Annotated in this window: 25 protein-coding genes; 11 read left to right on the top strand and 14 right to left on the bottom strand. The window is 65.5% G+C overall.

From position 1 onward, the window contains the following. Window positions 1-20: 20 nt before the first annotated feature. Window positions 21-695 carry a 6-phosphogluconolactonase gene (pgl, locus tag HHA01_RS00815; protein WP_141317200.1) on the bottom strand — a complete coding sequence of 225 codons (675 nt, stop codon included), beginning with the start codon at window positions 693-695 and terminating at the stop codon, window positions 21-23. A 1-nt stretch (window position 696) separates the two neighbouring features. Then, window positions 697-2,208: a glucose-6-phosphate dehydrogenase gene (zwf, locus tag HHA01_RS00810; protein WP_141317199.1), complete on the bottom strand. Its 1,512-nt coding sequence runs from the start codon at window positions 2,206-2,208 to the stop codon at window positions 697-699. Window positions 2,209-2,414: 206 nt separating this feature from the next. Between zwf and HHA01_RS00805 the strand changes: the two genes are divergently transcribed. The 4 genes from HHA01_RS00805 to HHA01_RS00790 all read left to right on the top strand — a co-directional run bounded on the left by HHA01_RS00805 (window position 2,415) and on the right by HHA01_RS00790 (window position 6,529). Further along, window positions 2,415-3,281, top strand: coding sequence for a MurR/RpiR family transcriptional regulator (locus HHA01_RS00805; protein ID WP_141317198.1), 867 nt, complete (start codon window positions 2,415-2,417; stop codon window positions 3,279-3,281). A gap of 131 nt (window positions 3,282-3,412) precedes the next feature. After that, window positions 3,413-4,270: a putative selenate ABC transporter substrate-binding protein gene (locus HHA01_RS00800; protein ID WP_141317197.1), complete on the top strand. Its 858-nt coding sequence runs from the start codon at window positions 3,413-3,415 to the stop codon at window positions 4,268-4,270. Window position 4,271: 1 nt separating this feature from the next. Next, window positions 4,272-5,021, top strand: a complete 750-nt coding sequence (locus HHA01_RS00795; protein ID WP_141317196.1) for an ATP-binding cassette domain-containing protein — start codon at window positions 4,272-4,274, stop codon at window positions 5,019-5,021. Then, the gene (locus HHA01_RS00790; RefSeq protein WP_218023771.1) at window positions 5,018-6,529 is read left to right on the top strand and encodes a PhnE/PtxC family ABC transporter permease; all 1,512 of its coding nucleotides are present in this window, start codon (window positions 5,018-5,020) and stop codon (window positions 6,527-6,529) included. The genes HHA01_RS00795 and HHA01_RS00790 overlap by 4 nt, the downstream gene beginning before the upstream one ends. 40 nt (window positions 6,530-6,569) lie before the next feature. Here the strand turns inward: HHA01_RS00790 and HHA01_RS00785 are convergent, their stop codons facing one another. Continuing rightward, window positions 6,570-6,911, bottom strand: coding sequence for a TraR/DksA family transcriptional regulator (locus HHA01_RS00785; RefSeq protein WP_141317195.1), 342 nt, complete (start codon window positions 6,909-6,911; stop codon window positions 6,570-6,572). A 149-nt stretch (window positions 6,912-7,060) separates the two neighbouring features. Between HHA01_RS00785 and HHA01_RS00780 the strand changes: the two genes are divergently transcribed. Then, the gene (locus tag HHA01_RS00780; protein ID WP_246053764.1) at window positions 7,061-8,278 is read left to right on the top strand and encodes an MFS transporter; all 1,218 of its coding nucleotides are present in this window, start codon (window positions 7,061-7,063) and stop codon (window positions 8,276-8,278) included. A gap of 20 nt (window positions 8,279-8,298) precedes the next feature. Here HHA01_RS00780 and HHA01_RS00775 read toward each other — a convergent pair whose 3' ends face one another. The 4 genes from HHA01_RS00775 to HHA01_RS00760 form a co-directional block, all read right to left on the bottom strand. Further along, window positions 8,299-9,153 carry a universal stress protein gene (locus HHA01_RS00775; RefSeq protein ID WP_141317194.1) on the bottom strand — a complete coding sequence of 285 codons (855 nt, stop codon included), beginning with the start codon at window positions 9,151-9,153 and terminating at the stop codon, window positions 8,299-8,301. An 88-nt stretch (window positions 9,154-9,241) separates the two neighbouring features. Then, complete coding sequence (locus tag HHA01_RS00770; RefSeq protein WP_141317193.1) at window positions 9,242-10,732, bottom strand: SulP family inorganic anion transporter; 1,491 nt, start codon at window positions 10,730-10,732, stop codon at window positions 9,242-9,244. A 382-nt stretch (window positions 10,733-11,114) separates the two neighbouring features. Beyond that, window positions 11,115-11,882: a slipin family protein gene (locus HHA01_RS00765; protein WP_141317192.1), complete on the bottom strand. Its 768-nt coding sequence runs from the start codon at window positions 11,880-11,882 to the stop codon at window positions 11,115-11,117. Then, window positions 11,879-13,402: an NfeD family protein gene (locus tag HHA01_RS00760; RefSeq protein ID WP_141317191.1), complete on the bottom strand. Its 1,524-nt coding sequence runs from the start codon at window positions 13,400-13,402 to the stop codon at window positions 11,879-11,881. The genes HHA01_RS00765 and HHA01_RS00760 overlap by 4 nt, the downstream gene beginning before the upstream one ends. Before the next feature lie 295 nt (window positions 13,403-13,697). Between HHA01_RS00760 and HHA01_RS00755 the strand changes: the two genes are divergently transcribed. The 6 genes from HHA01_RS00755 to HHA01_RS00730 all read left to right on the top strand — a co-directional run bounded on the left by HHA01_RS00755 (window position 13,698) and on the right by HHA01_RS00730 (window position 17,196). Further along, window positions 13,698-13,979 carry a BufA1 family periplasmic bufferin-type metallophore gene (locus tag HHA01_RS00755; RefSeq protein ID WP_141317190.1) on the top strand — a complete coding sequence of 94 codons (282 nt, stop codon included), beginning with the start codon at window positions 13,698-13,700 and terminating at the stop codon, window positions 13,977-13,979. 207 nt (window positions 13,980-14,186) lie between these two features. Beyond that, window positions 14,187-15,062 (top strand): MNIO family bufferin maturase, encoded by an 876-nt coding sequence (bufB, locus tag HHA01_RS00750; RefSeq protein WP_141317189.1) that lies wholly within the window; start codon window positions 14,187-14,189, stop codon window positions 15,060-15,062. Further along, the gene (locus HHA01_RS00745) at window positions 15,059-15,805 is read left to right on the top strand and encodes an HvfC/BufC N-terminal domain-containing protein (protein WP_141317188.1); all 747 of its coding nucleotides are present in this window, start codon (window positions 15,059-15,061) and stop codon (window positions 15,803-15,805) included. The genes bufB and HHA01_RS00745 overlap by 4 nt, the downstream gene beginning before the upstream one ends. After that, window positions 15,802-16,272, top strand: a complete 471-nt coding sequence (locus HHA01_RS00740; protein WP_141317187.1) for a DoxX family protein — start codon at window positions 15,802-15,804, stop codon at window positions 16,270-16,272. Before HHA01_RS00745 ends, HHA01_RS00740 begins: the two co-directional genes overlap by 4 nt. Before the next feature lie 127 nt (window positions 16,273-16,399). Beyond that, window positions 16,400-17,002, top strand: a complete 603-nt coding sequence (locus tag HHA01_RS00735; RefSeq protein WP_246053763.1) for a sigma-70 family RNA polymerase sigma factor — start codon at window positions 16,400-16,402, stop codon at window positions 17,000-17,002. After that, on the top strand, window positions 16,999-17,196 hold the full coding sequence (locus HHA01_RS00730; RefSeq protein WP_141317186.1) for a zf-HC2 domain-containing protein: 198 nt from the start codon (window positions 16,999-17,001) through the stop codon (window positions 17,194-17,196). Before HHA01_RS00735 ends, HHA01_RS00730 begins: the two co-directional genes overlap by 4 nt. A gap of 27 nt (window positions 17,197-17,223) precedes the next feature. On the opposite strand, the gene HHA01_RS00725 is transcribed toward HHA01_RS00730, so the two are convergent. From HHA01_RS00725 to doeB, 7 genes are all read right to left on the bottom strand, one after another. After that, a complete protein-coding gene (locus tag HHA01_RS00725) occupies window positions 17,224-17,922 on the bottom strand; it encodes a haloacid dehalogenase type II (protein ID WP_141317185.1) in 699 nt (232 codons plus the stop codon). Between the two features lie 94 nt (window positions 17,923-18,016). Then, window positions 18,017-18,961, bottom strand: coding sequence for a cyclodeaminase (locus HHA01_RS00720; protein ID WP_141317184.1), 945 nt, complete (start codon window positions 18,959-18,961; stop codon window positions 18,017-18,019). Between the two features lie 172 nt (window positions 18,962-19,133). Then, on the bottom strand, window positions 19,134-20,132 hold the full coding sequence (eutB, locus tag HHA01_RS00715; protein WP_141317183.1) for a hydroxyectoine utilization dehydratase EutB: 999 nt from the start codon (window positions 20,130-20,132) through the stop codon (window positions 19,134-19,136). 108 nt (window positions 20,133-20,240) lie between these two features. Further along, window positions 20,241-21,650, bottom strand: coding sequence for an aspartate aminotransferase family protein (locus HHA01_RS00710; RefSeq protein WP_141317182.1), 1,410 nt, complete (start codon window positions 21,648-21,650; stop codon window positions 20,241-20,243). Window positions 21,651-22,001: 351 nt separating this feature from the next. Continuing rightward, a complete protein-coding gene (locus HHA01_RS00705) occupies window positions 22,002-23,483 on the bottom strand; it encodes an NAD-dependent succinate-semialdehyde dehydrogenase (protein ID WP_141317181.1) in 1,482 nt (493 codons plus the stop codon). A gap of 250 nt (window positions 23,484-23,733) precedes the next feature. After that, complete coding sequence (locus HHA01_RS00700) at window positions 23,734-24,210, bottom strand: Lrp/AsnC family transcriptional regulator (RefSeq protein ID WP_141317180.1); 477 nt, start codon at window positions 24,208-24,210, stop codon at window positions 23,734-23,736. Between the two features lie 22 nt (window positions 24,211-24,232). After that, complete coding sequence (gene doeB / locus HHA01_RS00695) at window positions 24,233-25,270, bottom strand: N(2)-acetyl-L-2,4-diaminobutanoate deacetylase DoeB (RefSeq protein WP_141317179.1); 1,038 nt, start codon at window positions 25,268-25,270, stop codon at window positions 24,233-24,235. Window positions 25,271-25,277 lie beyond the last annotated feature (7 nt).

Here is a 25,277-nt window from a genome sequence, read left to right as displayed (position 1 = left end):
GAAATACAGGCCGGTAGCGTTCAGGGTGCCCAATAGATACCCAGGGGGGCCGCCAGGAAGGCACGAATCGGCAAGGCGCGCATATCATCGCCGGTCATTGCCTTGCCGAGCACATCGCGCTTGGCATCGCCAGTGATATGCAGGAAGTGTCGGGACGACTGGTGCAGGCGGTCGGCACTCAGGCTGATGCGCGCCTGCGGCTGGCTGGGCGTGCTCACCGCCACCACGGGCTCCGCGGTCGACAGGGCCAGCTCCAGCTCGCGGCTGTCCGGAAACAGCGAGGCGGTATGGCCATCGCCGCCCATGCCCAGCACCACGGCACTGGCCGGCCAGGCCAGGGCGGCGACGCGACCCGCGACCTCGGCTTCCCCCTCCTCGGGCGTGTCGGCCGCGTTGGTCAGGGCCACGAAATTGGCCTGACGGGCCTGGCTGCGCAGCAGGTGTTCGCGAATCAGGCGGGCATTGCTGTCGTCATCGGACTCGGCCACCCAGCGCTCATCGGCCAGGGTGACATCGACGCGCGACCAGGGCAGCGGCGTCTCGGCGAGAGCGCGCAGAAACGGCACCGGCGTGGAGCCACCTGAGACCACCAGCAGCACCCGCTCGCGGCTGGCCAGGTCGACTCTCAATGCCTCCGCGACGGCTTCGGCGAGCTGAAGGGACAGGCGGTCCCGGGGCGATATCTCTTGGGTCATGTCAATAATCCTCGTACCAGCTGCGGCCGTCCTGGCTGATCATGGCAATCGACGCCACCGGCCCCCAGGAACCGGACGGATAGCGCCTGGGCGGCTCGTCACGTTCCTGCCAGGCCTCGATCAGGCTGTCACACCATTTCCAGGCATGCTCGACTTCATCCCGACGCACGAACAGGTACTGTTGGCCCTTCATCACCTCGAGTAACAGTCGCTCGTAGGCGTCCGGGATACGTGTCTTGGCGAAGGCATTATTGAAGTCGAGATGCAGCGGACCGGGACGCAGGCGCATACCCTTGTCCAGGCCACTGTCCTTGGTCAGCACCTGCAGGGCGATGCCTTCGTCAGGCTGCAGGCGGATCACCAGCTTGTTGGCCGCCAGGGAGCGCTGATCGGGGTCGAAGATATAGTGCGGCTGCTGGCGAAAGTGAATGACGATCTGCGAGAGCTTCTCGGGCATGCGCTTGCCCGTGCGCAGATAGAAGGGCACCCCGGCCCAGCGCCAGTTCGACACCTCCGTCTTCATGGCCACGAAGGTCTCGGTATGGCTGGCCGTATTGGCATCCGGCTCCTCGAGATAGCCGGGCACGCTCTGACCATCACTGGTGCCGGCGATGTACTGGCCACGCACCACATCAGTGCCCAGCATGTCATCGGTGAACGGCTTGAGCGCCTTGAGTACCTTGACCTTTTCATCGCGAATGGCGTCGGCATCGAGGTTGGCCGGCGGATCCATGGCAATCAGACAGACCAGCTGCAGCAGGTGATTTTGCACCATGTCACGCAGCTGCCCGGCCTGATCGAAATAGCCCCAACGGCCCTCGATACCGACTTTCTCGGCCACCGTGATCTCGACGTGAGAGATATGATTCTGATTCCACTGGGTGCCGAACAATGGGTTCGCGAACCGCAGCGCAATCAGGTTCTGCACCGTCTCCTTGCCCAGGTAGTGATCGATACGATAGATGCGCGACTCCGGAAAGACGGCGCCGATGGCATCATTGATCTCGTCGGAGGATTCCAGATCGTGGCCGATCGGCTTCTCCACCACCACTCGCGCGCTCTCGTCGAGGCTGCCGCTGTCCTCGAGATGGCGGCAGATGTCGCCATAAAGGCTCGCCCCGACCGCGAGGTACACCACCATGGGGCGGTCGCCGGCTCCCTGGCGCCACTCGCGAATCCCCGCATAACCCTCTACCTGGGTCGCATCGACGCAGCGATAGTCGAGCCTGTTCAGGAAGCGCTCGACTACCTCGGCGTCCAGCTCGTCACGCTTGATGTATTCCTTGAGCGAGGCCTCGACCCGGGACCTGAAGCCCTCGACATCGACCTCCTGACGCGCGACCCCGAGCAGACGCGTGTTATCGGCCAGCAGGTTTTCCCGGTCGAGCTGATACAGTGCCGGGTACAGCTTGCGCTGCGACAGATCACCGAGCGCACCGAACAGCACGAAATCGACGTCGGAGCCGAGGGTGTCGGCAAGCTTCGATGACCGGGACCGCTTATCTTGACTCATGTCCGCCCCTATCTGGTTAACTTTACAAAATACTAGCGCAAAGCCGCACCAGCATCCAAAAATTTCTGTAAGATTACTACTAAAGGTAAAGTGACCCGAGTCGCTCATGGCGGGCTCTGGCGTCCTTCAGGGATCTCGCGCTAGGATAGCGAGTTTTACGTCGTTAAATTACCACCTTGGCCCGCCATCAGGGAGAGCCCCCGCCCATGGTCAGTCACGATCTGCTGGACCGCATCCGCCAGCGCCTCGACGAACTCAACCGTTCCGAACGCAAGGTAGCGGATGTCATCCTCGCCGACCCCAGTGCCGCGACCAGCATGAGCATCGCCAGTCTGGCGCATTCCGCCTCGGTCAGCGAGCCCACGGTAAACCGCTTCTGCCGCAGTTTCGACGCCAAGGGCTACCCGGACTTCAAGATCAAGCTGGCCCAGAGCCTGGCCGGCGGCACCCCCTATGTCAGTCAGGCCGTCGAACCCGGTGATTCGGCTGAGGGTTACACCAGCAAGATCTTCGGCGCCACCATCGCCGCCCTCGACCTGGCACGCCGCGAGACCGACCCCGCACGAGTGGATCGCGCCGTCGACTATCTCACCCAGGCCAAGCAGCTGCATTTCTTCGGCCTGGGCGCCTCGGGCGCCGTTGCTCAGGATGCCCAGCACAAGTTCTTTCGCTTCAATATTCCGGTCTCGGCCTACATCGATGTGCTGATGCAACGCATGGTGGCCGCAGCCTGCCACACCGGCGACGTGGTGGTGGTACTCTCCTACACCGGGCGCACCCGCGAGTTGGTCGACATCGCCAGCCAGGCCCGCAACAACGGCGCCGTGGTACTCGGCATAACCGACCCGGTCTCGCCCCTGGCCGACGAATGCACCGAGATACTCGCCGTCAGCGCGCCGGAAGACACCGACCACTACATGCCGATGACCTCGCGCATGATCCAGCTGGCGCTGATCGACGTCCTGGCCACCGGCGTCACCCTGAGACGCGGCGAAGACTTCCTGCCCCACCTCAAGAAGATCAAGGACAGCCTCAAGGAAACGCGTTATCCGGTCTCGCGCAACCCGGAGTGACTCTGACCGGCGTCTGAAAGCAGGCAGGCTGCTGTCTCTCAGGGCCCTCGCGCCAGAGGACGCCACACCTGCTTGCCAATACTCCTGCCAGCCACAACAATAGGCTCTTCCCATGTACAAGGAGACCGTCGATGCGCTGGATTGCCATGACCGCCGTGACTCTGGCCGTGCTGGCCCAGGGGGCTCAGGCCGAGGAGACTTTCCGCTTCACCGCTATTCCCGATGAGGATCAATCGCGGCTGATCGAGCGTTTCTCGAAGGTCGCGAACTATCTCGAGGACCGGCTCGATGTCGAGGTGGAGTATGTGCCGGTCAAGTCCTACGGAGCCGCGGTCACGGCCTTCCGCAACGATCAGGTGCAGCTGGCCTGGTTCGGCGGCCTCTCCGGTGTTCAGGCGCGCCGCCTGGTGCCGGATTCCCGAGCACTGGCCCAGGGTCAGGAGGATGCCGAGTTCCAGAGCTACTTCATCGCGCACCGTTCCACCGATCTCGAGCCCGCCGATGAGCTTCCGGAAGCGATCGCCGACAAGAGTTTCACCTTCGGCGCCAAGACCTCCACGTCCGGGCGACTGATGCCGGAGCACTTCCTGCGTCAGCGTTTCGACGAGGCCCCCGAGGACGTCTTCTCCCGTGTCGGTTTCTCCGGTGATCACTCGCGCACCATCGCCCTGGTGGAATCCGGGACCTATGAGCTGGGCGCCGTGAACTACTCGGTATGGGAAGCGGCCGTCGAGGATGGTCGCGTGGATACCGACACGGTCGAGGTGATCTGGTCGACGCCCAGCTACCCGGACTACCAGTGGACGATCCGCGGCGATGCCGATGAGCGCTATGGCGATGGCTTCAGCGAGCGGGTCCAGCAGGCCCTGCTGGAGATGGATGATCCGGCTCTGCTGGAAAGCTTCCCGCGCTCGGCCTTCATTCCCGCGGATAACAGCATGTACGCCCCCATCGAGGAAGTGGCGGAGTCCCTGGGTCTGCTGCGCTGATATGTCCTCCGCCGCCGCACCATGGCTGACCCTCGACGCCGTCGACCTGGGTCACGGCGACCAGGTGGTGCTGCCGCGCCTGAGCCTGAGTCTCCAGCGCGGCGAGCGCGTGGCCCTGCTCGGCCCCAGCGGCGCCGGCAAGTCGACGCTGCTGGCCGGCCTGCGTGCGCGGCTGGACGACGAGGTCGCCTGGTGCCCGCAGCATCATGGCCTGGTGCTGGGTCTGGCCGTCTATCACAATATCTACATGGGTCGGCTCACCGAGCACTCGGCCGTGGCCAACCTGTGGAACCTGGTGCGGCCGTTGCGCCGCCCCTGGCAGGAGGTAGGCGAGCTGTGTGCCCGACTGGGTATCCAGGACCTGATGCGACGCCCCGTGGCCCGGCTCTCCGGGGGCCAGCGACAGCGCACCGCCATCGGGCGCGCCCTCTATCAGCAGCGCCCCGTCTTCCTCGGCGATGAGCCAGTGGCCAGCGTCGACCCGCATCAGGCACTGCGCCTGCTCGCACTGATCGACGACACTCACGACACCTGCGTGATTGCCCTGCATCAGCGCGAACTGGCGCTGTCGCACTTCGACCGCGTACTGGGCCTGCGGGATGGGCAGCTGGTGCTGGATGCGCCCGCTGCCGAGCTGGGCCTCGCGGACCTGGATGCCCTCTACCCCGAAGCCCGGCCCCCGTCTGACGTCGAGGATTCGGCTCGACCATCGCCGATGCCTTCCATGCCCTGTTACCGGGGGCAGGCTTGAGCCTGAGCGCTGCGTTGCCCCAGCGCCCACGGTGGTTCGGCGGTGATGCCCTGGGGCCGCGTCTGGCCCGCCACACTCTGACACTGGTCGCCCTGGCGCTACTCCTGCTGCCTCTGGCAGACCTGGCGGTGGTGACCCGAGACCCCTGGGCGGAAATCGCCCGCCTGGCCCAGGGGTTGGCCTGGCCCGCCTGGGGTGCGGTGGAGACGCCCTTGCATGCCCTCGGACTGACCATCGCAGTGGCGCTGTGGGGCACCCTGGCGGGCGTGGTGCTGGGCTTCCCGCTGGCCTTGCTGTTTGCCCGCTCGCGACTGGTACGCGCCGGCTGCGCCTTCGTGCGGGCCATTCATGAGCTCTTCTGGGCACTGCTGTTCCTGCAGGTGTTCGGCCTCTCGGCGCTGACCGCGCTGGCCGCCCTGGCCATCCCCTATGCCGGAATATTCGCCAAGGTCTATGCGGAAATTCTCGAAGAGACGCCGCGCGCGCCGGCCGACGCTCTGCCGCTCGGTGTCAGCCGGCTGGTGCGCTTCGTCTACAGCGAGCTGCCCCTGGCCTGGCCGCGGATCGCCGCCTACACCCGCTACCGTTTCGAGTGCGGCCTGCGCGCCAGCGTGCTGCTGGGCTTCGTCGGTCTGCCGACCCTCGGTTTCCAGCTCGAGACCGCCTTCCGCGAGGGGCGCTACCACGAGGCCGGCGCCCTGCTGTGGCTCTTCTATCTGCTGATCGCCAGCCTGCCCTGGTGGAGCCAGCGTCGGCTGGTGCCGGTGCTGCTGATCGGCGGCGCCTTCCTGCTGGGCCCATGGCCGGCCATCAATGGAGGGCTGCTGTGGCGCTTCATCAGCCAGGATATCTGGCCGCGCCCCTTGCTCGAAGGTGACTGGGCCGGCCTGCTCGCCTGGCTGGCCGAAGTTCCCGACCTCGCCCCGGCCATCGGCAACACCCTGTTGCTGGGACTACTGGGCACGGTGGGCAGTCTGCTGGTGGCGCTGGTGATGTGGCCACTGGCCAGCCGCCACTTCGGCAATCGCGCCACGCGTCTGGCGGGCAGCGGCGTACTGGTCTTCCTGCGCTCCACGCCGGAGTTGCTGCTGGCCTTCATCTTTCTACTGCTGTTGGGTCCCTCGATGCTGCCGGCCTGGCTGGCCCTGGCTCTGCACAACGGCGCCCTGATCGCCTTTCTGGTGGCGCGTCATGCCGACAGCCTGACGCCGGGCATGGCGCAGCTGCCGGCCTCGGGGCGCCTGGCCTATGAGCTGCTGCCACGTGTCTACCCGAGCCTGCTGGCACTGCTCTACTACCGCGCCGAGGTCATCCTGCGCGAGACCGCGATACTCGGCATGCTGGGCGTGGCCACCCTGGGCTACTACATCGACGAGAACTTCCAGTACCTGATGTTCGACATCGCCTTCCTGCTGCTACTGGTGACCGCCATGCTCAACATCGGCGTCGATGCGCTGTCGCGACGCTTCCGGCCCAGGGAGGCACCACTGGACGTGCCGGGCGGCTAGCTTATCCACTGGCGGGATCTCGATTCAGAGCGAAGGAGTGTCAGTCCGCGCATTCGATGCACTTGAGTACCAGCGGGTCCCACTGCAGGCGTTTGGTCGCGATCCACTCGCCACACTCGATGCACTCGCCATACTCGCCACGCTCGAGACGCTGAAAGGCTGCGGTGATGCGCTTCAGGGACAGCTGGCGACGCTCCTCCTCGGCCTTGGCCATGGCCTGGCCCTGGAGGGCGTCCATGCGTGACAGGCGGCCGACCGAGGTCTGGTCGAGCATCACGGTATCGCGCGCCTCCTGGCTGGCCTCGCTCTGTGCCTGGAGCTCGGTTCTCAACTCGTGCAGCCGCGTCTCCACGGTCTGCCTGTCCAGTTCGGGGTGATTCATGCTGGCCTCCGGATCCGTTGGGGACGACGTATTACTAAGCCTGGTAACAAAAGCATGGTAACCTGTGACGCCATGACAAGGCCGCAACCCTGCCATCCTGCCATTGGCAGCGCTACGGCGGCACCACGCGCACGTCACGAAGGAAGGTCATGACAAGCAACAAGATGGGCTACCGCACCCTGCTGCAGGAACACCGCGGCCTGCTGAGCATCGCCTTTGTGGCGATGTTCTCATCGAGCCTCGGCCAGAGTTTCTTCGTCGGCCTCTTCCAGGCCCCCATGGCCGAGCACCTCGGACTCAGCGCCGGTCAGTTCGGCACCGCCTACACCGCAGTAACGCTGGTCGCCGGCTTCGCCATGCTGCGCTTCGGCCCCAGCATCGACTGGATCCCGCCGCGACGCTTTGCGCTGGGAGTGCTGGGGGCGTTGTTGCTGGGGGTTGTGCTGCTCACATTATCGCCTGTCTGGGGGCTCGGTCTACTGGGGCTCGGCCTGGTCAGGCTGTGCGGTCAGGGCATGATGTCCCACCTCGGCAATACCCTGGCCGGGCGCGAGTTCACCACGCTGCGCGGGCGAGCACTGGGGCTGGCAGGCACCGGGCTCATGCTGGGCGAGACACTGCTGCCACCGCTGGTCGCCGCACTGCTGGTGTGGCTGGGCTGGCGGGAGCTGTGGTGGTGCTTCGGCCTGCTGCTGGCGGGCCTCTGGTTGCCCCTGCTGTGGCGCGGTCAATGGCCCGAGGCACCGGGCAGGAAGCCGGAAAGCAGGCGCCAGGGCGGCCTCAGGCCGTTCCGCGAGCGGCGCTTCTGGCAGTTGTTGCCGTTGCTGATGATCATGCCGGTCACCATGACCGGGTTGTTCATCTATCAGGCCCAGATGACGGAGGCGCTGGACAGCAACCTGGCCGTCTATGCCCTGGCGTTGACCGGCATGGGGCTGGCCAAGCTGCCCGGCGCCCTGCTCGGCGGACGCTGGGTCGACCGCCTGGGGGCGGCACGCGTGGCCCGGTTATATCTACTGCCGTTTGTCGCCGCCCTGCTGATCGCCGTTTTGAACGGTGGGCATGCCGGCGTCTGGGCCCTGATGGTCGGCGGCGGCCTGGCGGTCGGCGCTCAGGAGTCGATCGCCACCAGCCTGCTGGTGCGCCTGTGGGGCGCCGAGTATCTCGGCACCCTGCGCGCTACCCTCAGCGCCTGCATGGTTTTCTCCACCGGCATCGCCCCCGCCGTGCTGGGTATCGCCCTGGACCTGGGCGCCAGCTTCAGCCAGGTACTGATCGGCATGCTGGTACTGCTGGCCACCGGCTGGGCGCTCGCCCAGCCACTGCTCAACCGGCTCGGCCCGGGTGGCGACACCACCGCCGCCTGACGACCGACGAAGCTCACCGCTCAGCGCAGCAGCAGTACCGGCACACACGCCTTGCGCAGCATCGCCGTGGTGGTGCTGCCGACCAGCAGATGGCGAATGCGCGAGTGGCCATAGGCGCCCATCACCAGCATGTCGATGTCCTGCTCCTGCGTGTAGGTCCTCAGGGTCTCCTCGACCTCACCGGCGCGGATGGCACCCTCGGCCTCGTGGCCGGCATCGCGCAGCGTCTTCAGCGCCCAGTCCAGCTGGGAGCGATTGTCCCCGGTTTCGGCGCCGACGATCACCACATGGCAGGCGATGCCCTGGAACAGCGGGCTGCTGGCGAGCATCTCGACCCCCTTGCGGGTGGTCTTGCTGCCATCGAAGGCAATCAGCACGCGCTCCGGCGTCTTGAAGCCCTCGGGCACCATCAGGATCGGCCGGTGCACACCGCGCACCACCCGCTCCAGATTGGACCCCAGGTGCTCGCTGGCTTGCTGCGCCGTCTGACCGCGCTTGCCGATCACCAGCAGCCGGATTTCTTCCTCGAGTTCCTCCAGGGTCTCGACCAGGGTGCCATTGCGCTGACGCGTGGCCGGCTCACCGTCGGCATGCTGACCGGCGCGCTCCACGGCCGCCTTGAGCATCACGCGCCCCTGTTCCTGGGCCAGCTTGGCGCGTTCCTCGTCCAGGTGGGACAGCTCCTCGAGCAGGTGCTCCCGTGCGCCCAGCCCGATGTTGCCGGACAGATCCGCCTCGGCGGTCTGAGGGTGGTTATCCACCACGTGAAGGAAGGTCAGTGGCGCTGCGAGCGCCCGGCTGGCCCAGGTCGCATAGTCGCAGACACTTTCGGAAACGCTCGAGCCGTCGATGGCGGCCATCACTTGTTCAGTCATCTGTCTTTCCCGCTGCTGGCGTGTTGGGATCCGTACCATTGTTCTACACCATCACGGCCACCCGTCACAGAGTGGCCATCGATGAAACTCAGTGACCGCCCATCAATTTTTCGACGGCTTCTGGATCATCGTGAACGGCATAACGGTCGACAATGGTGGCGCTGGCTTCGTTCAAGCCGATCAGCTCGACTTCGGTCCCTTCGCGGCGGAACTTGATGACGGCGCGATCCAGCGCCTGGACGGCGGTGATGTCCCAGAAATGCGCCCGCGACAGATCGATCGTGACCTTCTCGACACTTTCCTTGAAATCGAAGGCGGCAGAAAAGCGTTCGGAGGAGGCAAAGAAGACCTGGCCGACCACCTTGTAAACCCGACTGTGCTCGATGTCGCCGCCTTCCACTCCGACGTAGAGGATATTGCCAACCTTGTTGGCAAAGAACAGCGCCGCCAGCAACACACCGACGAACACCCCCATGGCCAGGTTGTGAGTGCCCACCGTGACCGCCACGGTGGCCAGCATGACGATGTTGGACGACAGCGGGTGCTTTTTCAGGTCACGGATCGACTCCCAGCTGAAGGTACCGATAGAGACCATGATCATCACCGCCACCAGGGCGGCCATGGGGATCAGCGATACCCAGTCGGCCAGGAAGACCACCATCATCAGCAGCATCACACCGGCGATCAGCGTCGACATGCGGCGGCGACCACCGGACTTGATGTTGATCACCGACTGCCCGATCATCGCGCAGCCCGCCATGCCACCCAGCAGGCCGGCCCCGATGTTGGCCACACCCTGCCCCTTGCACTCGCGGTTCTTGTTGCTGCTGGTATCGGTCAGGTCATCGACAATGGTCGCCGTCATCATCGATTCCAGCAGGCCGACGACCGCCAGCATCAGGGAGTAGGGAAAGATGATCGACAGGGTTTCCAGGTTCAGCGGCACATCCGGCCACAGGAAGATCGGCAGGCTGTCCGGGAGTTCGCCCATGTCACCCACGGTACGAATTTCCATGCCGGTAGCCAGGTAGACGGCGGTCAGCACCAGGATGCAGACCAGCGGCGACGGCAGTATCTTGCCGACCGCCGGCAGGTACGGGAACAGATAGATGATGCCAAGCCCCGCCGCCGTCATGGCATAGACATGCCAGGTCACACCGGTCAACTCGGGCAACTGCGCCATGAAGATGAGGATCGCCAGCGCATTGACGAAGCCGGTCACCACCGAACGCGAGACGAAGCGCATCAGGTCCGCCAGGCGAAGATAGCCGGCAATGATTTGCAACACACCGGTCAAGAGCGTTGCGGCCAACAGATACTGCAGACCGTGTTCCTTGACCAGGGTCACCATCAGCAATGCCATGGCGCCTGTCGCGGCGGAAATCATGCCCGAGCGACCACCGGCGAAAGCAATGATCACACAGATGGCGAAGGACGCATAAAGGCCGACCTTGGGATCAACGCCGGCGATGATCGAGAAGGCAATGGCCTCGGGTATCAGGGCCAGGGCCACGACGATGCCCGAAAGTGTGTCACCCTTGAGGTTGGAGAACCAACTCAGCTTCATTTTTTCGTACATGCTTCGGTCCAGTCAGGAGATGATGGTCATGCTCTGAGCGCCAGGGTATCGGATCCCTTCCCCGAATCGGCAGCACGGTAGAGACAGGCGCCAGGCGTTGTGTCGAAAATCGGAAAGTTGCGGGGCGGGCGCAGGAGCACCCAGAGCATCACGACGATGCCCGACCGTGATGACATCGTGACGACGGCATCGCGGTCCGAAATGTGAGGGGAAGTGCTAGGGCGGCGTGGCCAGCCCGGAACGAGGGGGCATCACGGTCAATCGGTTCCCTGGTTCGAGATCAGCGGGGGTGAACGCGAGTCCAGAAAGCGCCCCCGACAAGAGCGCGAGAGTCTACCAGACTCCATGAGGCTCTGCACCCACCCTCCGTCCGAAGCCCGGCTCATTCGTCGCTTGACGGCCTGGTGCCTTTGGTCTGCTGGAAGGCTTCCATGATGTCGATGGGCAGCGGCACCACGATGGTCGAGGCATGATTGTTGCTCATGTCGTTGATCGTCTGCAGGTAGCGCAGCTGCAGGGCGGCCGAGTTCTCGGACATGATATTGGCGGCCTCCACCAGCTTCTGCGAGGCCTGCAGTTCGCCCTCGGCATGGATCACCTTGGCGCGCCGCTCGCGTTCCGCCTCGGCCTGCCGGGCAATGGCGCGAATCATGCTATCATCCAGATCAACATGCTTGATCTCCACATTGGCCACCTTGATGCCCCAGCCCTCGGCCGAGGCATCGATGATCTCCTGGATGTCATCGTTGAGCTTGTCGCGCTCGGAGAGCATCTCGTCGAGGTCATGCTTGCCGAGCACCGAGCGCAGGGTGGTCTGCGCCAGCTGGCTGGTGGCACTGATGTACTGTTCCACCTGGATGATCGCCTTCTCCGGGTCCACGACCCGGAAATACAGCACGGCATTGACCTTGACGGTGACGTTGTCCTGGGAAATCACGTCCTGCTCGGGGACATCCATGGTAATCACGCGCAGGTCGACCACCTGCATCTTCTGGATGACGGGCACCACGATGAACAACCCCGGCCCCTTGACGGACTGGAAGCGGCCCAGGAAGAACACCACACCACGCTTGTACTCCGGCAGGATACGAATCGAGGCCGCCAGCAGCATCAGCACCAACACGGCCGGCACGAGATAGGCAAGCATCATGACGTCTTCTCCTCATCGTTGATGTCCGGGGCAGATGCGCCCCCGGCCCTGGCATCGAGGGGCTCCACCCTCACCACGAGCCCCTTGATGTCGACCACGCGCACGCCCTGTCCAGGCTCGAGGGGCACGCTGCTGCGCGCCTTCCAGCGCTCGCCATGCAGGCGCACATGGCCCTCGCCCGGAAAGCCCCGGACCACCCTGGCCTCGCTGCCCACCAGTTCCTCCTGGCCGGTGCGCACCGGGCGTCGCCGCAGGCTCACGAAGCGCGACACCACCCACAGCATCAGCCCTGCCGCCACCAGGGCGACCCCGCCGATCAGCGGCAGCGAGATATTCAGGGTGTCGGCGTCCATCAGCATCACCGAGCCGATCACGAAGGCCACGATGCCGCCCATCCCCAGAATGCCGAAACTGGGCATCAGGGCTTCGCCGACGATCAGCCCCAGCCCGACCAGGATCAACGCCAGGCCGGCATAGTTGACGGGCAGCACCTGAAAGGCGAACAGCGCCAGCAGCAAGGAGATGACCCCCACGGTGCCGGGCACCAGGCTGCCGGGGTTGGAGAGTTCGAAGATCAGCCCGTAGAAGCCGATGATCATCAGGAAATAGGCCACATTGGGGTTGGCGATCACCGCCAGCAGACGGGTCCGCCAGTCGGGATCGAAGTGCTGGATGGCCAGCCCCAGGGTGGCGAGGGTATAAGGGCCGTCGGCCATGACCACCTCGCGGCCATCGATCCGGGTCAGCAGGTCGTCGAGATCACTGGCCACCAGGTCGATGACATTACGCTCCAGGGCCTCACGGGCGGTGAGGTTGTGCGCCTCGCGGACCGCGGCTTCGGCCCAGTCGGCGTTGCGTCCGTGACGCTCGGCCAGGGAGCGAATATAGGCCACGGCGTCCTCCAGCATCTTGCGCTCCATGGCGGTCTCGCCCCGGCGCTTGTCCGAGGTGCCGTTCTCCGCGGCAGCGGTGGCGTCCTGGGAGGCGTTCTCATCGGTTTCATCGCCGGGTTGCGCACCGTCACCCTGGCCATCATCCGGCGCTTCAGGCTCGCCACCGATGCCCGGCAGACCACCGCCGCCCATCTGCACGGGAGTGGCCGAGCCGAGGTGGGTCGCCGGCGCCATGGCCGCCACATGACTGGCATAGAGCAGGTAGGTGCCGGCACTGGCGGCGCGCGCGCCGGCCGGCGAGACATGCACGACCACCGGCACCTCGGCGCCCAGCATGCGCGTCACCATGTCGCGCATCGAGGCATCCAGGCCGCCCGGGGTATCCAGACGCACTACCACCAGCTCGGCCCCGCGCTCTTCGGCCCTGGCCAGGCCACGGCTGAAGTAGTCACTGGTGGCGGGGCCGATCGCCCCGTCCAGCGTCATCACCAGTGCCGAGCCGCGTGCCGAGGGTGTCTGGGCCTGCTGTGCCAGTGTCTGACAAGCCAGCACAAACCCCAGCAACAGGCAGGCCAGGGCTGTCAGGATGGCGATTGGACGATGAGGATGTCGCGGTGTGCCGTGCATGCGCTTCACCTCGCAACGGGCCGCCGGGCGAATCATCGGCTTGCCCTGCCCTTCAGTGTAGTTGCCCGTCGGCCGCATGAAAAAAGCGCCACCCGGACGCCCTTCGGCCGGCACGGGCGCGGTGCCCGCCAACGCGCCTTGCCTGAAGGGAGGCTCGCCACGCGCAAGTGCGATGAACCAAAAAATTTCCTCGAGGCTGTAAGGATCTGTGATCCCGCGCCACTCAATCATAACCACCGACGCCTGACGAGCTGGCGCGGTGGCGTTAGATCCCCAGCCAACGAGGAGTCAGATCATGAAACAGTCCACACTGATGGCCGCCATCATCACCACCGCCATTGCCCAGGCCGGCGCCATGGGCACCACCCTGGCCGACGATAAAGAGGCCATGGAAAAGTGCTACGGCGTCGCCCTGGCCGGCGAGAACGACTGCAAGGCAGGACCGGGCACCACCTGCGCCGGCACTTCCACCGTCGACTACCAGGGCAATGCCTGGACCCTGGTCCCCGAAGGCAGCTGCACCAGCATCGAGACCCCGCACGGCAACGGCAGCCTGGAACCCATCGAGCGTCCCTGAATGTCACCGGCTCATCCTGCGGGTTGAGCCGGATATCGCCAGGACCCTGTCAGAGGGTGTTTACAAACTACTGCGCTCGCCCATGCGGCGTTGAAATCAGCCTCAAAATGCTCATTTACCAGCTCGCTTTTTCGGCTGATTTCGCCTGGCCTGTCCGTCGCTCGTGACTTTTGTAAACACCCTCTCAGGAATAGAGGAGGAACCGACATGCTCATGGATGCCCACCGTCTGCCTCGCGCCGCCCAGGGCATCGGCCTGAAGCCCCGGCACATGGCCGAGCTGATCGCCGAGCGGGCCGACATCGACTTTCTCGAACTGCACGCCGAGAACCACATGAGCGCGGGCGGGCCCATGCGCGACGATCTCGCTGCCATCGCCGCGCGCTACCCGCTATCGGTGCATGGCGTCGGCCTGTCACTGGGCAGCGCCGAGCCGCTGGACGACCAGCACCTGGCCCGCCTGGTGCATCTGGTGGACGAGTTGAACCCGGTACGTGTCTCCGAGCACCTGGCCTGGAGCCGACTGGAAGGCGATTTCTACAATGACCTGCTGCCACTTCCGCTGAGCGAGGAAAGCCTCGAGGTGGTGGCCCGCCATGTCGACACCACCCAGCAGGCCCTGGGGCGACAACTGCTGGTCGAGAACCCCAGCCTGTACATGGCGCTGGACAACACCCTGAGCGAGGCCGACTTTTTGACCGAGCTCGTCCGGCGCACCGGTTGCGGCCTGCTGCTGGACATCAATAACGCCTACATCAGCGCCGAGAACCTGGGGCGTGACCTGAGCGACTATCTGAGTGCGCTGCCCCTGTCGGCGGTGGGCGAGTTTCATCTGGCCGGGCATTCGCTGGACACCGAGGCGACGCCGCCCCTGCGCATCGACGATCACGGCAGCCCGGTCTGCGAGGCCGTCTGGCAGCGCTATGCCCAGCTGACAGACGCCCTGCCAGCGGTGCCCACCCTCATCGAGTGGGACACCCGCATCCCCAGCCTGCCCCGCTGGCTGGAGGAGGCCGCCCTCGCCCGCCACTATCACGCCAGCGCGGCCAGGGCACCGCTGGCCCGCCTGGAGCCGGCCTCATGACCTCGCTCGCCGAATGGCAACGGGACTTCACCCGGGCCCTGCAGTTTGGCGAGGCCGGCGACAGCCGGCTGGGCCATCAGCCGGGCTTCGATGTCTATCGCAACAATGTGCGCCACAGCCTGATCGAGGCCCTGGCCCAGACCTTTCCGCACACCCGCACACTGCTCGGCGAGCGTTTCTTCCGGAGTGTAGCCAGCGACCATGTGCGTCGCCGGCTCCCCGAGGAGCCACGCCTGCGCTACTACGGCCAGGCCTTTGCCGAGGCGCTGGAGCGCCTGAGCGTGATGCAGGACTACCGCTATGTGGTGGATATCTGCCGGCTCGAGCATGCCCGACTCAGCGTCAGCCACGCGGCCGATGCCGCGCCACTGAGCGCCGAGCTGCTGGGTCAGGCAGAGGACCCGCAGGCCGTCTGCTGCATGACGCATCCGGCATCGCGGCTGGTGGAGGGCCACCACGACGTACTGTGCCTCTGGCACGCCCTGGAGCGCGGCGAAGACCACGCCCCCGTCGGCGCCGCCGGCGACTGGACATGGCTGCTGATCCGCCAGGGCCGGCGTGTCGAGATACACCCAGTCAACACCAGCACGCGCCGGCTCTACCAGACCCTGACGACCACCACCCCACTCGGCGAGGCGCTGGCGACCAGCGCCCGCCAGGCGGATCAGGCGCAGGTCAGCGAGGCGCTGGGCACCCTGCTGGCACTGGGCAGCCTGACCCAGGCTCAGGAGACACCCGCATGAAGCTTGACTGGCGCCAGCCACTCCACGGCTACTATCTGAAGCTCGCCCCCTGGCTCGACCGGCTGCCGCTGGATGCCGTCCTGCTGCTGATACGTCTGGTGCTGGGCAGCGTCTTCTTCCGCTCGGCACTGACCAAGGTGGATGGCAGCGGCATCACCCAGAGCACCTTCTTCCTGTTCGAGAACGAATACGCCCTGCCGCTGATTCCTGCCGCCCTGGCCGCCTATCTGGCGACCATCGCCGAGTTTTCGCTCTCCCTGGCCCTCTGGGCAGGGCTGGCGGCCCGGCTTGCCGCCGTCGGCCTGCTCGGCATGACCCTGGTCATCCAGGTCTTGGTCTACCCCGGCGCCTGGGTCACCCACGGGCTCTGGGCCGCCAGCCTGTTGACCCTGGTGCTGCGCGGTGCCGGCCTGATCTCGCTGGACGCCCTGATCCATGCCTGGCTGTCCAGCCCGGCCAGGCGTTGAACATCGCATGAACATTTCAATGGATCAGGGGGCCGGGTTGGACACACACTCGTCGGAAACGGCCCCGCTATTTCGGCCACTCGGTCGATCCAGACACCGTCAGCCCAACGCTCGAGGGAAGGGATTCGTGAACCAGAGCCAGCCCCGCTTCAGGGACGATGAGACCTTGCGCCAACGCCTCGAGGCAGTGCGCCCTCGGTTGGTGTCCTTCGCGCTGCTCCATCTGCGCGACCGTTGCCAGGCCGAGGATGCCGTTCAGGATGCCCTGCTCACCGCCATGGAAAAGACCGCGAGCTTCCAGGGTCACTCCGGCTATGAAACCTGGGTCTTCGGGATTCTCAAGTACAAGATCCTGGATGCCATGCGGGCCCAGAAGAAACACGGCCAGTGGCAGCCGCTGGAGGACGAATCGGACGACGACGCCATCGATCGCATGTTTCAGCAGAATGGCCACTGGAGCCCTCAGGCGCGCCCCGCTGCCTGGGGAGACCCGGACCTGAGTCTCGACAACCAGGCCTTCTGGCAGACCTTCGATGCCTGCATGATCGGACTGCCGGATAACCTGGCGCGCATCTTTTCGCTGCGTGAACTGATGGGGCTGTCGACCGCGGATATCTGCCAGGAGATCGGCATCAAGGAAAGCAACTGCTGGGTGATGCTGCACCGCGCCAGGCTTCGGCTACGCAGTTGCATCGAGAAGGGCTGGCTGACCACGGAGACCGCCTCATGAAAAAATGCCACGCAGCCACCCGCCTGATGTCCCTGAAACACGACCGCCCGCTGACCCTCGGGGAGCGAGCGGCATTACGCCTGCACCTGGCGATGTGCAGCGCCTGTCGCCGTTGCGACCGTCAGTTCGAGCTGCTGCACCGGGCCGGTCAGCACTTCACGCCTGGTGACTCGGACGACTCTTCGGAGCCTTGATCCAGTGGCCCGGTGATCACCTGCCGGTCATGAGCCCCGGCCTCCGGCTGGCCGCAGGTAGTCGACCAGCGCCTCGAGGTCGGCCACGGTGGTATCCGGCTCGATCCCCCAGGGATCGAAGGGCGCCTCCGGGCTACGCCGAACCCAGGCGGCATGCAGTCCGGCATGGCGGGCCCCGATGACATCGAAGGCGTTACTGGAAATCAACCAGGTATCAGCGGACTCGGCGTCGAGGCGCTGACGCAGGTAGGCATAGACCACCGGGTCGGGCTTGAAGCGGTGGACCTCCTCGACGCTGACGATATCGGCGAAATACTCGCTCAGGCCGGCCCCTTCGAGCAGCCCGGCCACCGCGTCCCGACCACCATTGGAAAAGGCCACGCAGGTGACATCGGTCTCGGCGAGACGAGCCAGTGCCGTCCCGGCATCGGCAAAGGCCGGCAGACCGGCATAGGCCCCCATCAGGTGTTCCTTGCCGGTATCGGAAAGCCGGGTGCCCAGCAACCGATCGGTGAACTCCAGCGCCTCCCGGGTACAGCGCGAGAAATCCACATAGGCTCCCATCAGCCCGCGCCGAAAACTGTATTCGAGCTGCTTGTCGCGCCAGCATCGCGAAAACGCCGCGGCGCGTTGGGTATCGCCCAGCAGCGACGCCAGGGCCTCGACCACGCCATGGGTATCGATCAGGGTGCCATAGACATCAAACGCCAGTACGCGTCGCTTCATCACGCCCTCCTCGACGATGCGTTGCCAAACCTTCTGCCCTCAGCGTGACGCGAGTCCGCGGGTTCGGCAAGCCCGGCCGCAGGCAGTCCCTGTCTCAGTCGGCCAGGCGTGACAGGGCAAAACCGGCAATGGCGGTATCCTGCACGCCGGTGCCGGTCAGGTCGCAGACGGTGATGGTGGCATCCGTCAGTCGAAGGCTCTCGCCGGCGGCGATCACCTGCCCCAGCTCATGCACCTTGAACGGCGCCTCGCGCCCGGCGAAGCCCTTGAGCTCGCCATTGGTCTCGCTCTGGGCTCGGGTATCACAGACGAAGGCATCGGCGCGAGTCAGCAGGGCGTCCGCCAGCTCGCGCTTGTCCGGGCTGTCCGAGCCCATGGCGGTGATATGCACCCCCTCCGGCAGGTCGCGTGCCTGCAGCAGCGGCTCCCGGGAAGGCGTGGTGGTGACGATGATATCGGCCTGTGAACAGGCGCTCGGCAGGTCCTCATGCACATTGACTTCCAGGCCACGCTGCCGCAGCTGGTGGGCATACGACTCGGCGGCCTCGCGGCGCCGCGCCCAGACATCGACGACGCGGATATCGCGCACCAGCCGCAAGGCCTCTAGCTGCCGCTCGGCCTGTTCACCGGCGCCCAGCACCGTGACCCGCTGGCTGCTCTCCCGCGACAGCTGCTTGGCGGCAATGGCGCCGGCCAGCGCGGTGCGGATCATGGTCAGATAGCCCTCGTCGAAGAGCACGGCCTCCACCTGGCCGGTGCGCGCCGAAAACGCCACCATCAGGCCATTCAGGCTCGGCAGCCCGAGTTGAGGATTGTCGAAGAAGCCGGGACTGACCTTGATGGCGAAGCGCTCGGCGCCGCGGATATGCGCGGTCTTGACGTCGACCTCACCATTGGACTCCTCGATGGCCATGGACAGAATCGGCGGCTGCACCACCTCGCCGCGCCCCAGCGCCGCGAAGCCCGCCTCCACGGCCGCCAACGCCGCATGGTCCAGGGTCACGGCAGCTTCGATGGCATCGCGTTGATACAACTGCATGGAAAAAATCCTCCAGTAGCCGTGGGTGAGGGGTGAGGCGTAAGAAGTGAGAGGTTAGAAGTGAGGGGTAAGAAGTGAGGGTAAGGGGGCTGAAGTGACCCTGAAAAAGCAGACACCTAACTCTTCCCTCTTCCCTTTTCCCTCTTCCCTCTTCCCTCTTCCCTCTTCCCACCTATCGTCCCGCCAGCCTACGGGCCTGATCAAGCGTCTCCAGCGAGACGCCGTTGCCGGACAGGATCAGCGCCACCTTGCGGCCGCGGATATCCAGCTCATGCTCGTTCAGGGCGGCGAGCCCCACGGCGGCGGCGCCCTCGACGAACTGCTTATCGTCTTCCAGCAGCTCCACCATGGCACGCGCAATGGCGGCTTCGGAAACCCGCCAGTGGGAATCCATGACCTCGCGCACCAGCGCAAAGGTGCAGCCATTGTCCAGGCCGATACCACCACCCAGCGAATCGCCGAGGCTGGCGACTTCTTCCACCTCGACCGGGTGACCGGCCAGCAGGCTGTCATGCATGGCCGCGCCACGGGACAGGCTCACGCCCGTGATCTCCAGCTCGGGCCGGCTGGCCTTGAGGGCGACCCCGATGCCACCCAGCAGGCCGCCTCCCGAGAGGCCGACCAGCACCTGATCCAGGTCCGGCGCGTCGTCCAGTAGCTCCAGACCGATGGTGCCCTGCCCGGCGGCGATCAGGGAGTCGTCGAAGGGCGGAATCAGCGTCATGCCCTGCTCGTCGACCAGTCGCGCCACCTCGCCGAAGGCCTCGTCCTGGCTGTCGCCGATACGCCGTACCTCGGCGCCCAGCGCCTCGATGGCCGCGACCTTGTTGTCCGGCACCTGGTGCGACAGGCAGATGATGGCAGGGACGCCGAGGCGTGCTGCCGCGTAGGCGACCGCCCGCCCATGATTGCCGGTGGAGGCCGTGGTGACACCGGCCGCCAGGGCCTGCTGACCATATCGCTCGAGCAGGGCGCTGATCATGTTGACGACGCCGCGCAGCTTGAAGGCACCGGTCGGCTGCAGAGTCTCCAGCTTGAGCAGGACCTCGGCCTCGAAACGCGCCGACAGGGTCGCCGAGCGGATCAAGGGGGTGCGCGTCACCTGCCCGGCGATACGCCGACGCGCCGCCTGGATTTCGGCCAGGGTCACACCATGCACAGGCTTCGACATCTCGTTTCTCCCAGAAGGCAGCATGATGACTAGCACCGCCAGCCTGAAACACAATCGCCGCAGGGAAAACCCTGCGGCGATTCTTTCACATCATGGCGATGATACCGTTCAGGCGGTCTGCAGCGCGCCTTCGCGGGTCAGCTCGTCGGTGACCTTGTCGACGGCCTTCCTGGTGCGCGCGACGATCTCGTCGACTTCCGCGCGGGTCGTGGTCAGCGGCGGTGCGAAACCGAGAATATCGCCCTGCGGCATGGCACGCGCGATCAGGTTCTGCTCGAGCGCGGCAGCGGACATGCGCGGCCCGACCTTCAGGGACGGATCGAAGTGCTGACGCTTTGCCGGATCGGCGGCGAATTCCAGCGCGCCCATCATGCCCACGCCCCGCACGTTGCCGACCACCGGATGATCGCCGAAGGTGGCCTGCAGGCGTTCCTGCAGATAGGCACCGGTGTTGGCGGCATTGGCGGTGAGGCCTTCGCGCTCGATGATCTGCAGGTTGGCCAGGCCGGCGGCGCAGCCCAGGGCGTGACCGGAATAGGTCCAGCCGTGGCCGATCGGGCCGTATTCGCCGGTGCCCTGCTCCAGCACGTTCCACACGCGGTCGCCGACGATTACGCCAGAAAGCGGCTGGTAGGCGCTGGTCAAGCCCTTGGCGATGGTGATCAGGTCCGGCTTGATGCCGTAGTGATGGCTGCCGAACTCGCTGCCGGTACGCCCGAAGCCGCACACCACTTCGTCGGCGATCAGCAGCACGTCGTACTTGGCCAGCACCGCCTGGATCTCGTCCCAGTAGCCTTCGGGCGGCGGCACGATACCCCCGGTACCCAGCACCGGTTCGCCGATGAAGGCGGCCACGGTGTCCGGGCCTTCGGCCAGGATCATTTCTTCCAGCTTGGTGGCGCAGTGCTTGGAGAATTCGCGCTCGCTCATGCCTTCCTGCTCGGCGGCACGGTGATAGTAGTACGGCGCCTCGGTATGACGGATCGTCTCGATCGGCAGATCGAAATGATCATGGAACGCCTTGAGGCCGGTCAGCGAGCCGGAGGCGATGCCGGAGCCGTGGTAGCCGCGCATGCGCGAGATGACCTTCTTCTTCTGCGGGCGGCCGAGCACGTTGTTGTAGTAACGCACGATCTTGAGCTGGGTCTCGTTGGCATCGCTGCCGGACATGCCGTAGTAGACCTTGGACATGCCGGGGCCGGCCAGCTCGAGGATCTTCTCGGAAAGCGCGATCTGCGGCTCGTTGGAGTGGCCCACATAGGTGTGGTAGTAGGACATCTCCAGCGCCTGCTGGTAGATCGCCTCGGCGACTTCACTGCGGCCATAGCCGATGTTGACACAGTACAGGCCGGCAAAGCCGTCGATGAATTCGCGACCGTCCTTGTCGACGATGTTGATGCCCTTGCCGCCCGTGATGACGCGGCCCGGTGCATCGCCCTGGGCGAAGTCACGCAGGTGCGTGGAGGCGTGGAAGGTCACCTTGCGGTCGCGATCGATCAGATCCTTGTGCGTGGTCATGCAGTTCTCCATTAAAGCTCCCCGGCGGCGCCGGAGAGAAAGTTCGTCATCTTGGCTCGGCCTGCGGATAGCAGCCAGCCCGTGTTCGCGAGAAACGAGTAACGAGCTGCGAACCCCACCCCACCTTCGTAGCTGGGTTGGGGTTGCTCGTATCTCGCATCTCGAATCTCGTGGCTCGTGGCTCGTGGCTCGTGGCTCGTGGCTCGTGGCCAAATCGGTCATGTTGGCTGGGCCTGCTGGCAGCAGCCAGCCAGTGTGCGCGAGAAACGCGTAACGAGCTGCGAACCCCGCCCCACCTTCGGAGCAGGGTTGGGGGTGCTCGTATCTCGTATCTCGCATCTCGAAGCCGGGTCAGCTCCCGGAGACGGAGCCCAGCGCCCCCAGGCAGTAATACTTCGTCTCCAGGTACTCATCGATACCCGTCACGCCGCCCTCGCGGCCGAGGCCTGACTGCTTGACGCCGCCGAAGGGCACGGGCGGGCCGGTCATCTTCACGGAGTTCACCGAGACCATGCCGTATTCCAGGGCGCGCAGCAGTTTCCAGATGCGGCGGATGTCGTGGGTGTAGACATAGGCGGCGAGACCATACTCGGTATCATTGGCCATGGCGATGGCTTCATCGTCATCGCGGTAGGCGGTGATGCCCGCCACCGGAGCGAAGTTTTCCTCGCACCAGACCTGCATGTCGCGGGTCACGCCGGTCAGCAGGGTCGGCATGAAGAAGTTCGGGCCCGGCGCCTGGCTCTGATCGCCGGCCACCAGGGTCGCGCCGCGGGAGACGGCGTCATCGACGATGGCGGAGGCCTTGTCGACGGCCTGGCCGTGAATCAGCGGCCCCTGGTCGACCTCGCCCTGCATACCGTTGCCCACCGTCATGGCGGCCATGCGCTCGGCGAAATGCTCGACGAAGGCATCATGGATGGACTCGTGGACCAGGATGCGGTTGGCGGCCAGGCAGTCCTGTCCGGCGGTCTGGAACTTGGCGGCCACGGCGGCCAGCGCGGCTTCATGCGGGTCCATGTCCGGTCCGACGATGAAGGGCGCATTGCCGCCCAGCTCCAGCGAGACACGCTTGACGGTGTTGGCGCTCTGCTCGAGCAGCAGGCGGCCGACCCGGGTGGAGCCGGTGAAGGACAGCGCCTTGATGCGCTCGTCATCGCAGAGCAGCTTGGAGACTTCCGGCGCATCGCCGAGCACCACATTGAACACACCGGCCGGGATGCCGGCGCGTTCGGCCAGCTCGGCCAGCGCCAGCGCGGAAAACGGCGTCTCGTGGGCCGGCTTGACGACCACCGGGCAGCCGGCGGCCATGGCAGCCGCGGCCTTGCGGGTGATCATCGCCAGCGGGAAGTTCCAGGGCGTGATCAGAGCGGCGATGCCCACCGGCTCCTTGAGGGTGCCCAGGGCGGCGTTGGGGATGTGGCTGGGGATGGTGTCGCCGAAGGTGCGCTTGCCTTCCTCGGCGAACCAGCGCACGAAGCTGGCACCGTATTCGACTTCGCCACGCGCATCCGGCAGCGGCTTGCCCTGCTCCAGGGTCATGATGGTCGCCAGATCCTCGCGGTTGGCCTGCAGCAGGTCGTACCAGGCCAGCAGACGCTCGCAGCGCTCATCGGCGCGCAGGGCACGCCATTGCGCAAAGGCCTGGTCGGCGGCGTCCACGGCCCCGCGAATCTGATCGGCTTCGAGCACCGGAATATGACCCAGTGTCTCGCCGGTCGCCGGATCGATAACGGCTTCCTCGCGGCCGGTCGTGCCGTGAGTCCACTTGCCGTCGACGTAGGCATACTGACGGAACAGTCGCAGATCGCTCAGCTGGTTGGACAGCGTCATATACTTCTCCCCCTGATACGCCGGCGTCGCTCCGACACCGGCCATGAAGAAAACCGCGGCGGTTGCCGCGTGATGTCACCATGGTAAGGGAGAAGACCGCTCAGGACTTTTCAAAGCAGGCCGCCAGAACGTCGAGGATTTTTTTTCCCGCGCGACTGACTTGGTGTTTTTTCTGCACGCGGCCGGCATGGCGAGGCAGCCCGCCGCTGAGGCGCCGACCCGGTCAGTACCGGGGCCGGCGCCACAGTCGTCACGGCGCCAGGTCGCTGGCCGAGATTTCGGCCGAGGCCTGCTTGACGGTCTTGGTGACGATGTAGGTGAAATAGCGCTCGATGCCGACATCCGAGGTCAGCCAGTCGTCGATCAGGCGCTGATAGGTATCGATCGAGGCGGCCTCGATCTTGACCAGATAGTCGAGCCCGCCGCCGACGGCCACGCATTCGGTGACCTCCGGGGTGTCGTGCACCAGGGCCTCGAAGCGCGCGAAGCTCTCGGCATTGTGGGCCTTGAGCTCGACCTGCACCCAGACCGGAGTACGCTTGACCAGCACATCGGTGTTCAAGCGAGCGCTGTAGCCTTCGATGACGCCCGCTTTTTCCAGGCGTCGCACGCGCTCCCAGCAGGGGCTGACCGAGAGGTTGATGGCCTCGGCCAGCCGGGACTTGGTGATGCGTCCGTCGCGGGAGAGAATTTCAAGGATCTTCAGATCGTAACGATCGAGCTTCATGGGTTTACCTGACTCTGAGTATTCAGCCGAGTGACTCGACGACCTCGGCGATCACCGCGATGGTGTCACCCATGTTGACACTGGACGGGAAGCGCCGGGCCGCCAGGACGCCGTCACGCTGTGCCCGGTATTCGATGGGCGCCACGCCACTGCGCGTCATGTCGTACACCCGCGCGATGACATCTCCCTGCGTCACCGTATCGCCCAGCGCCAGCGTCAGCTCAAGCAGGCCGGTATGCTCGCTCTGCACGTAGCAGGAGGCATCCGGCATGTCGAGGTAGGCCTGGGGCTCGGCCGGCATCTCGACTTCGCCCTCGACCAGGCCATAGTGGATCAGGAAGTTATCGATGCCGCGCTCGGTGATCGCCAGGCTCTGCGGCGTGGAGGTGCCGCCGCCGCCCAGTTCGGTGGCCACGAAGATCTTGCCCTGACGCTCGACCGCGGTGTCGAACAGGGCCGCGGCATCCAGCTCGAACATCATGATCGCGTAGGGCGCCCCGAAGGCCTTGGCACCTTCCAGGGCGCTGCGCTGCTGCTCGGCATCGTCCAGCACATGGGAGGCCGCGAACGGAATGATGTCCAGGGTGCGACCACCGGAGTGCAGGTCGAGCACCACGTCACTCATCGGCACCATCACCCGGGTGAAGTAATCGGCGATCTTCTCGGTCACGTTGCCGTCCGGGTCGCCCGGAAAGCTGCGGTTGAGGTTGCCCGCGTTGCCGGCATCCATGGGCGAGGTGCGACGTCCGGCCATGCAGGCCGGGGTGTTCATCATCGGCACGATGATCACGCGGCCCTGGACGTCCTCGGCGCGCAGACGGCTGGACAGCTTGTGCAGGGCGGTGATGCCCTCGTATTCATCGCCATGGTTGCCGCCGGTCAACAGTGCCGTGGGGCCCTCGCCGTTCTTGACCACGGTGACAGGGATCATCACCGCGCCCCAGGCCGACTCGTCATTGGAGACCGGCAGCTTGAGGAAACCATGCTGAACACCGCCGGCCTCGAAATCGACGGTGGCGGAAATCGGACTGGGCCGCAGCGGGCCGGTTGAGTTGCTCATGAGGACT

Source organism: Halomonas halmophila (assembly GCF_006540005.1).
GTDB lineage: Bacteria > Pseudomonadota > Gammaproteobacteria > Pseudomonadales > Halomonadaceae > Halomonas > Halomonas halmophila.
The sequence above is the reverse complement of the archived record's forward strand: the minus strand, read 5'-3'. Positions and strand labels throughout refer to the sequence as shown.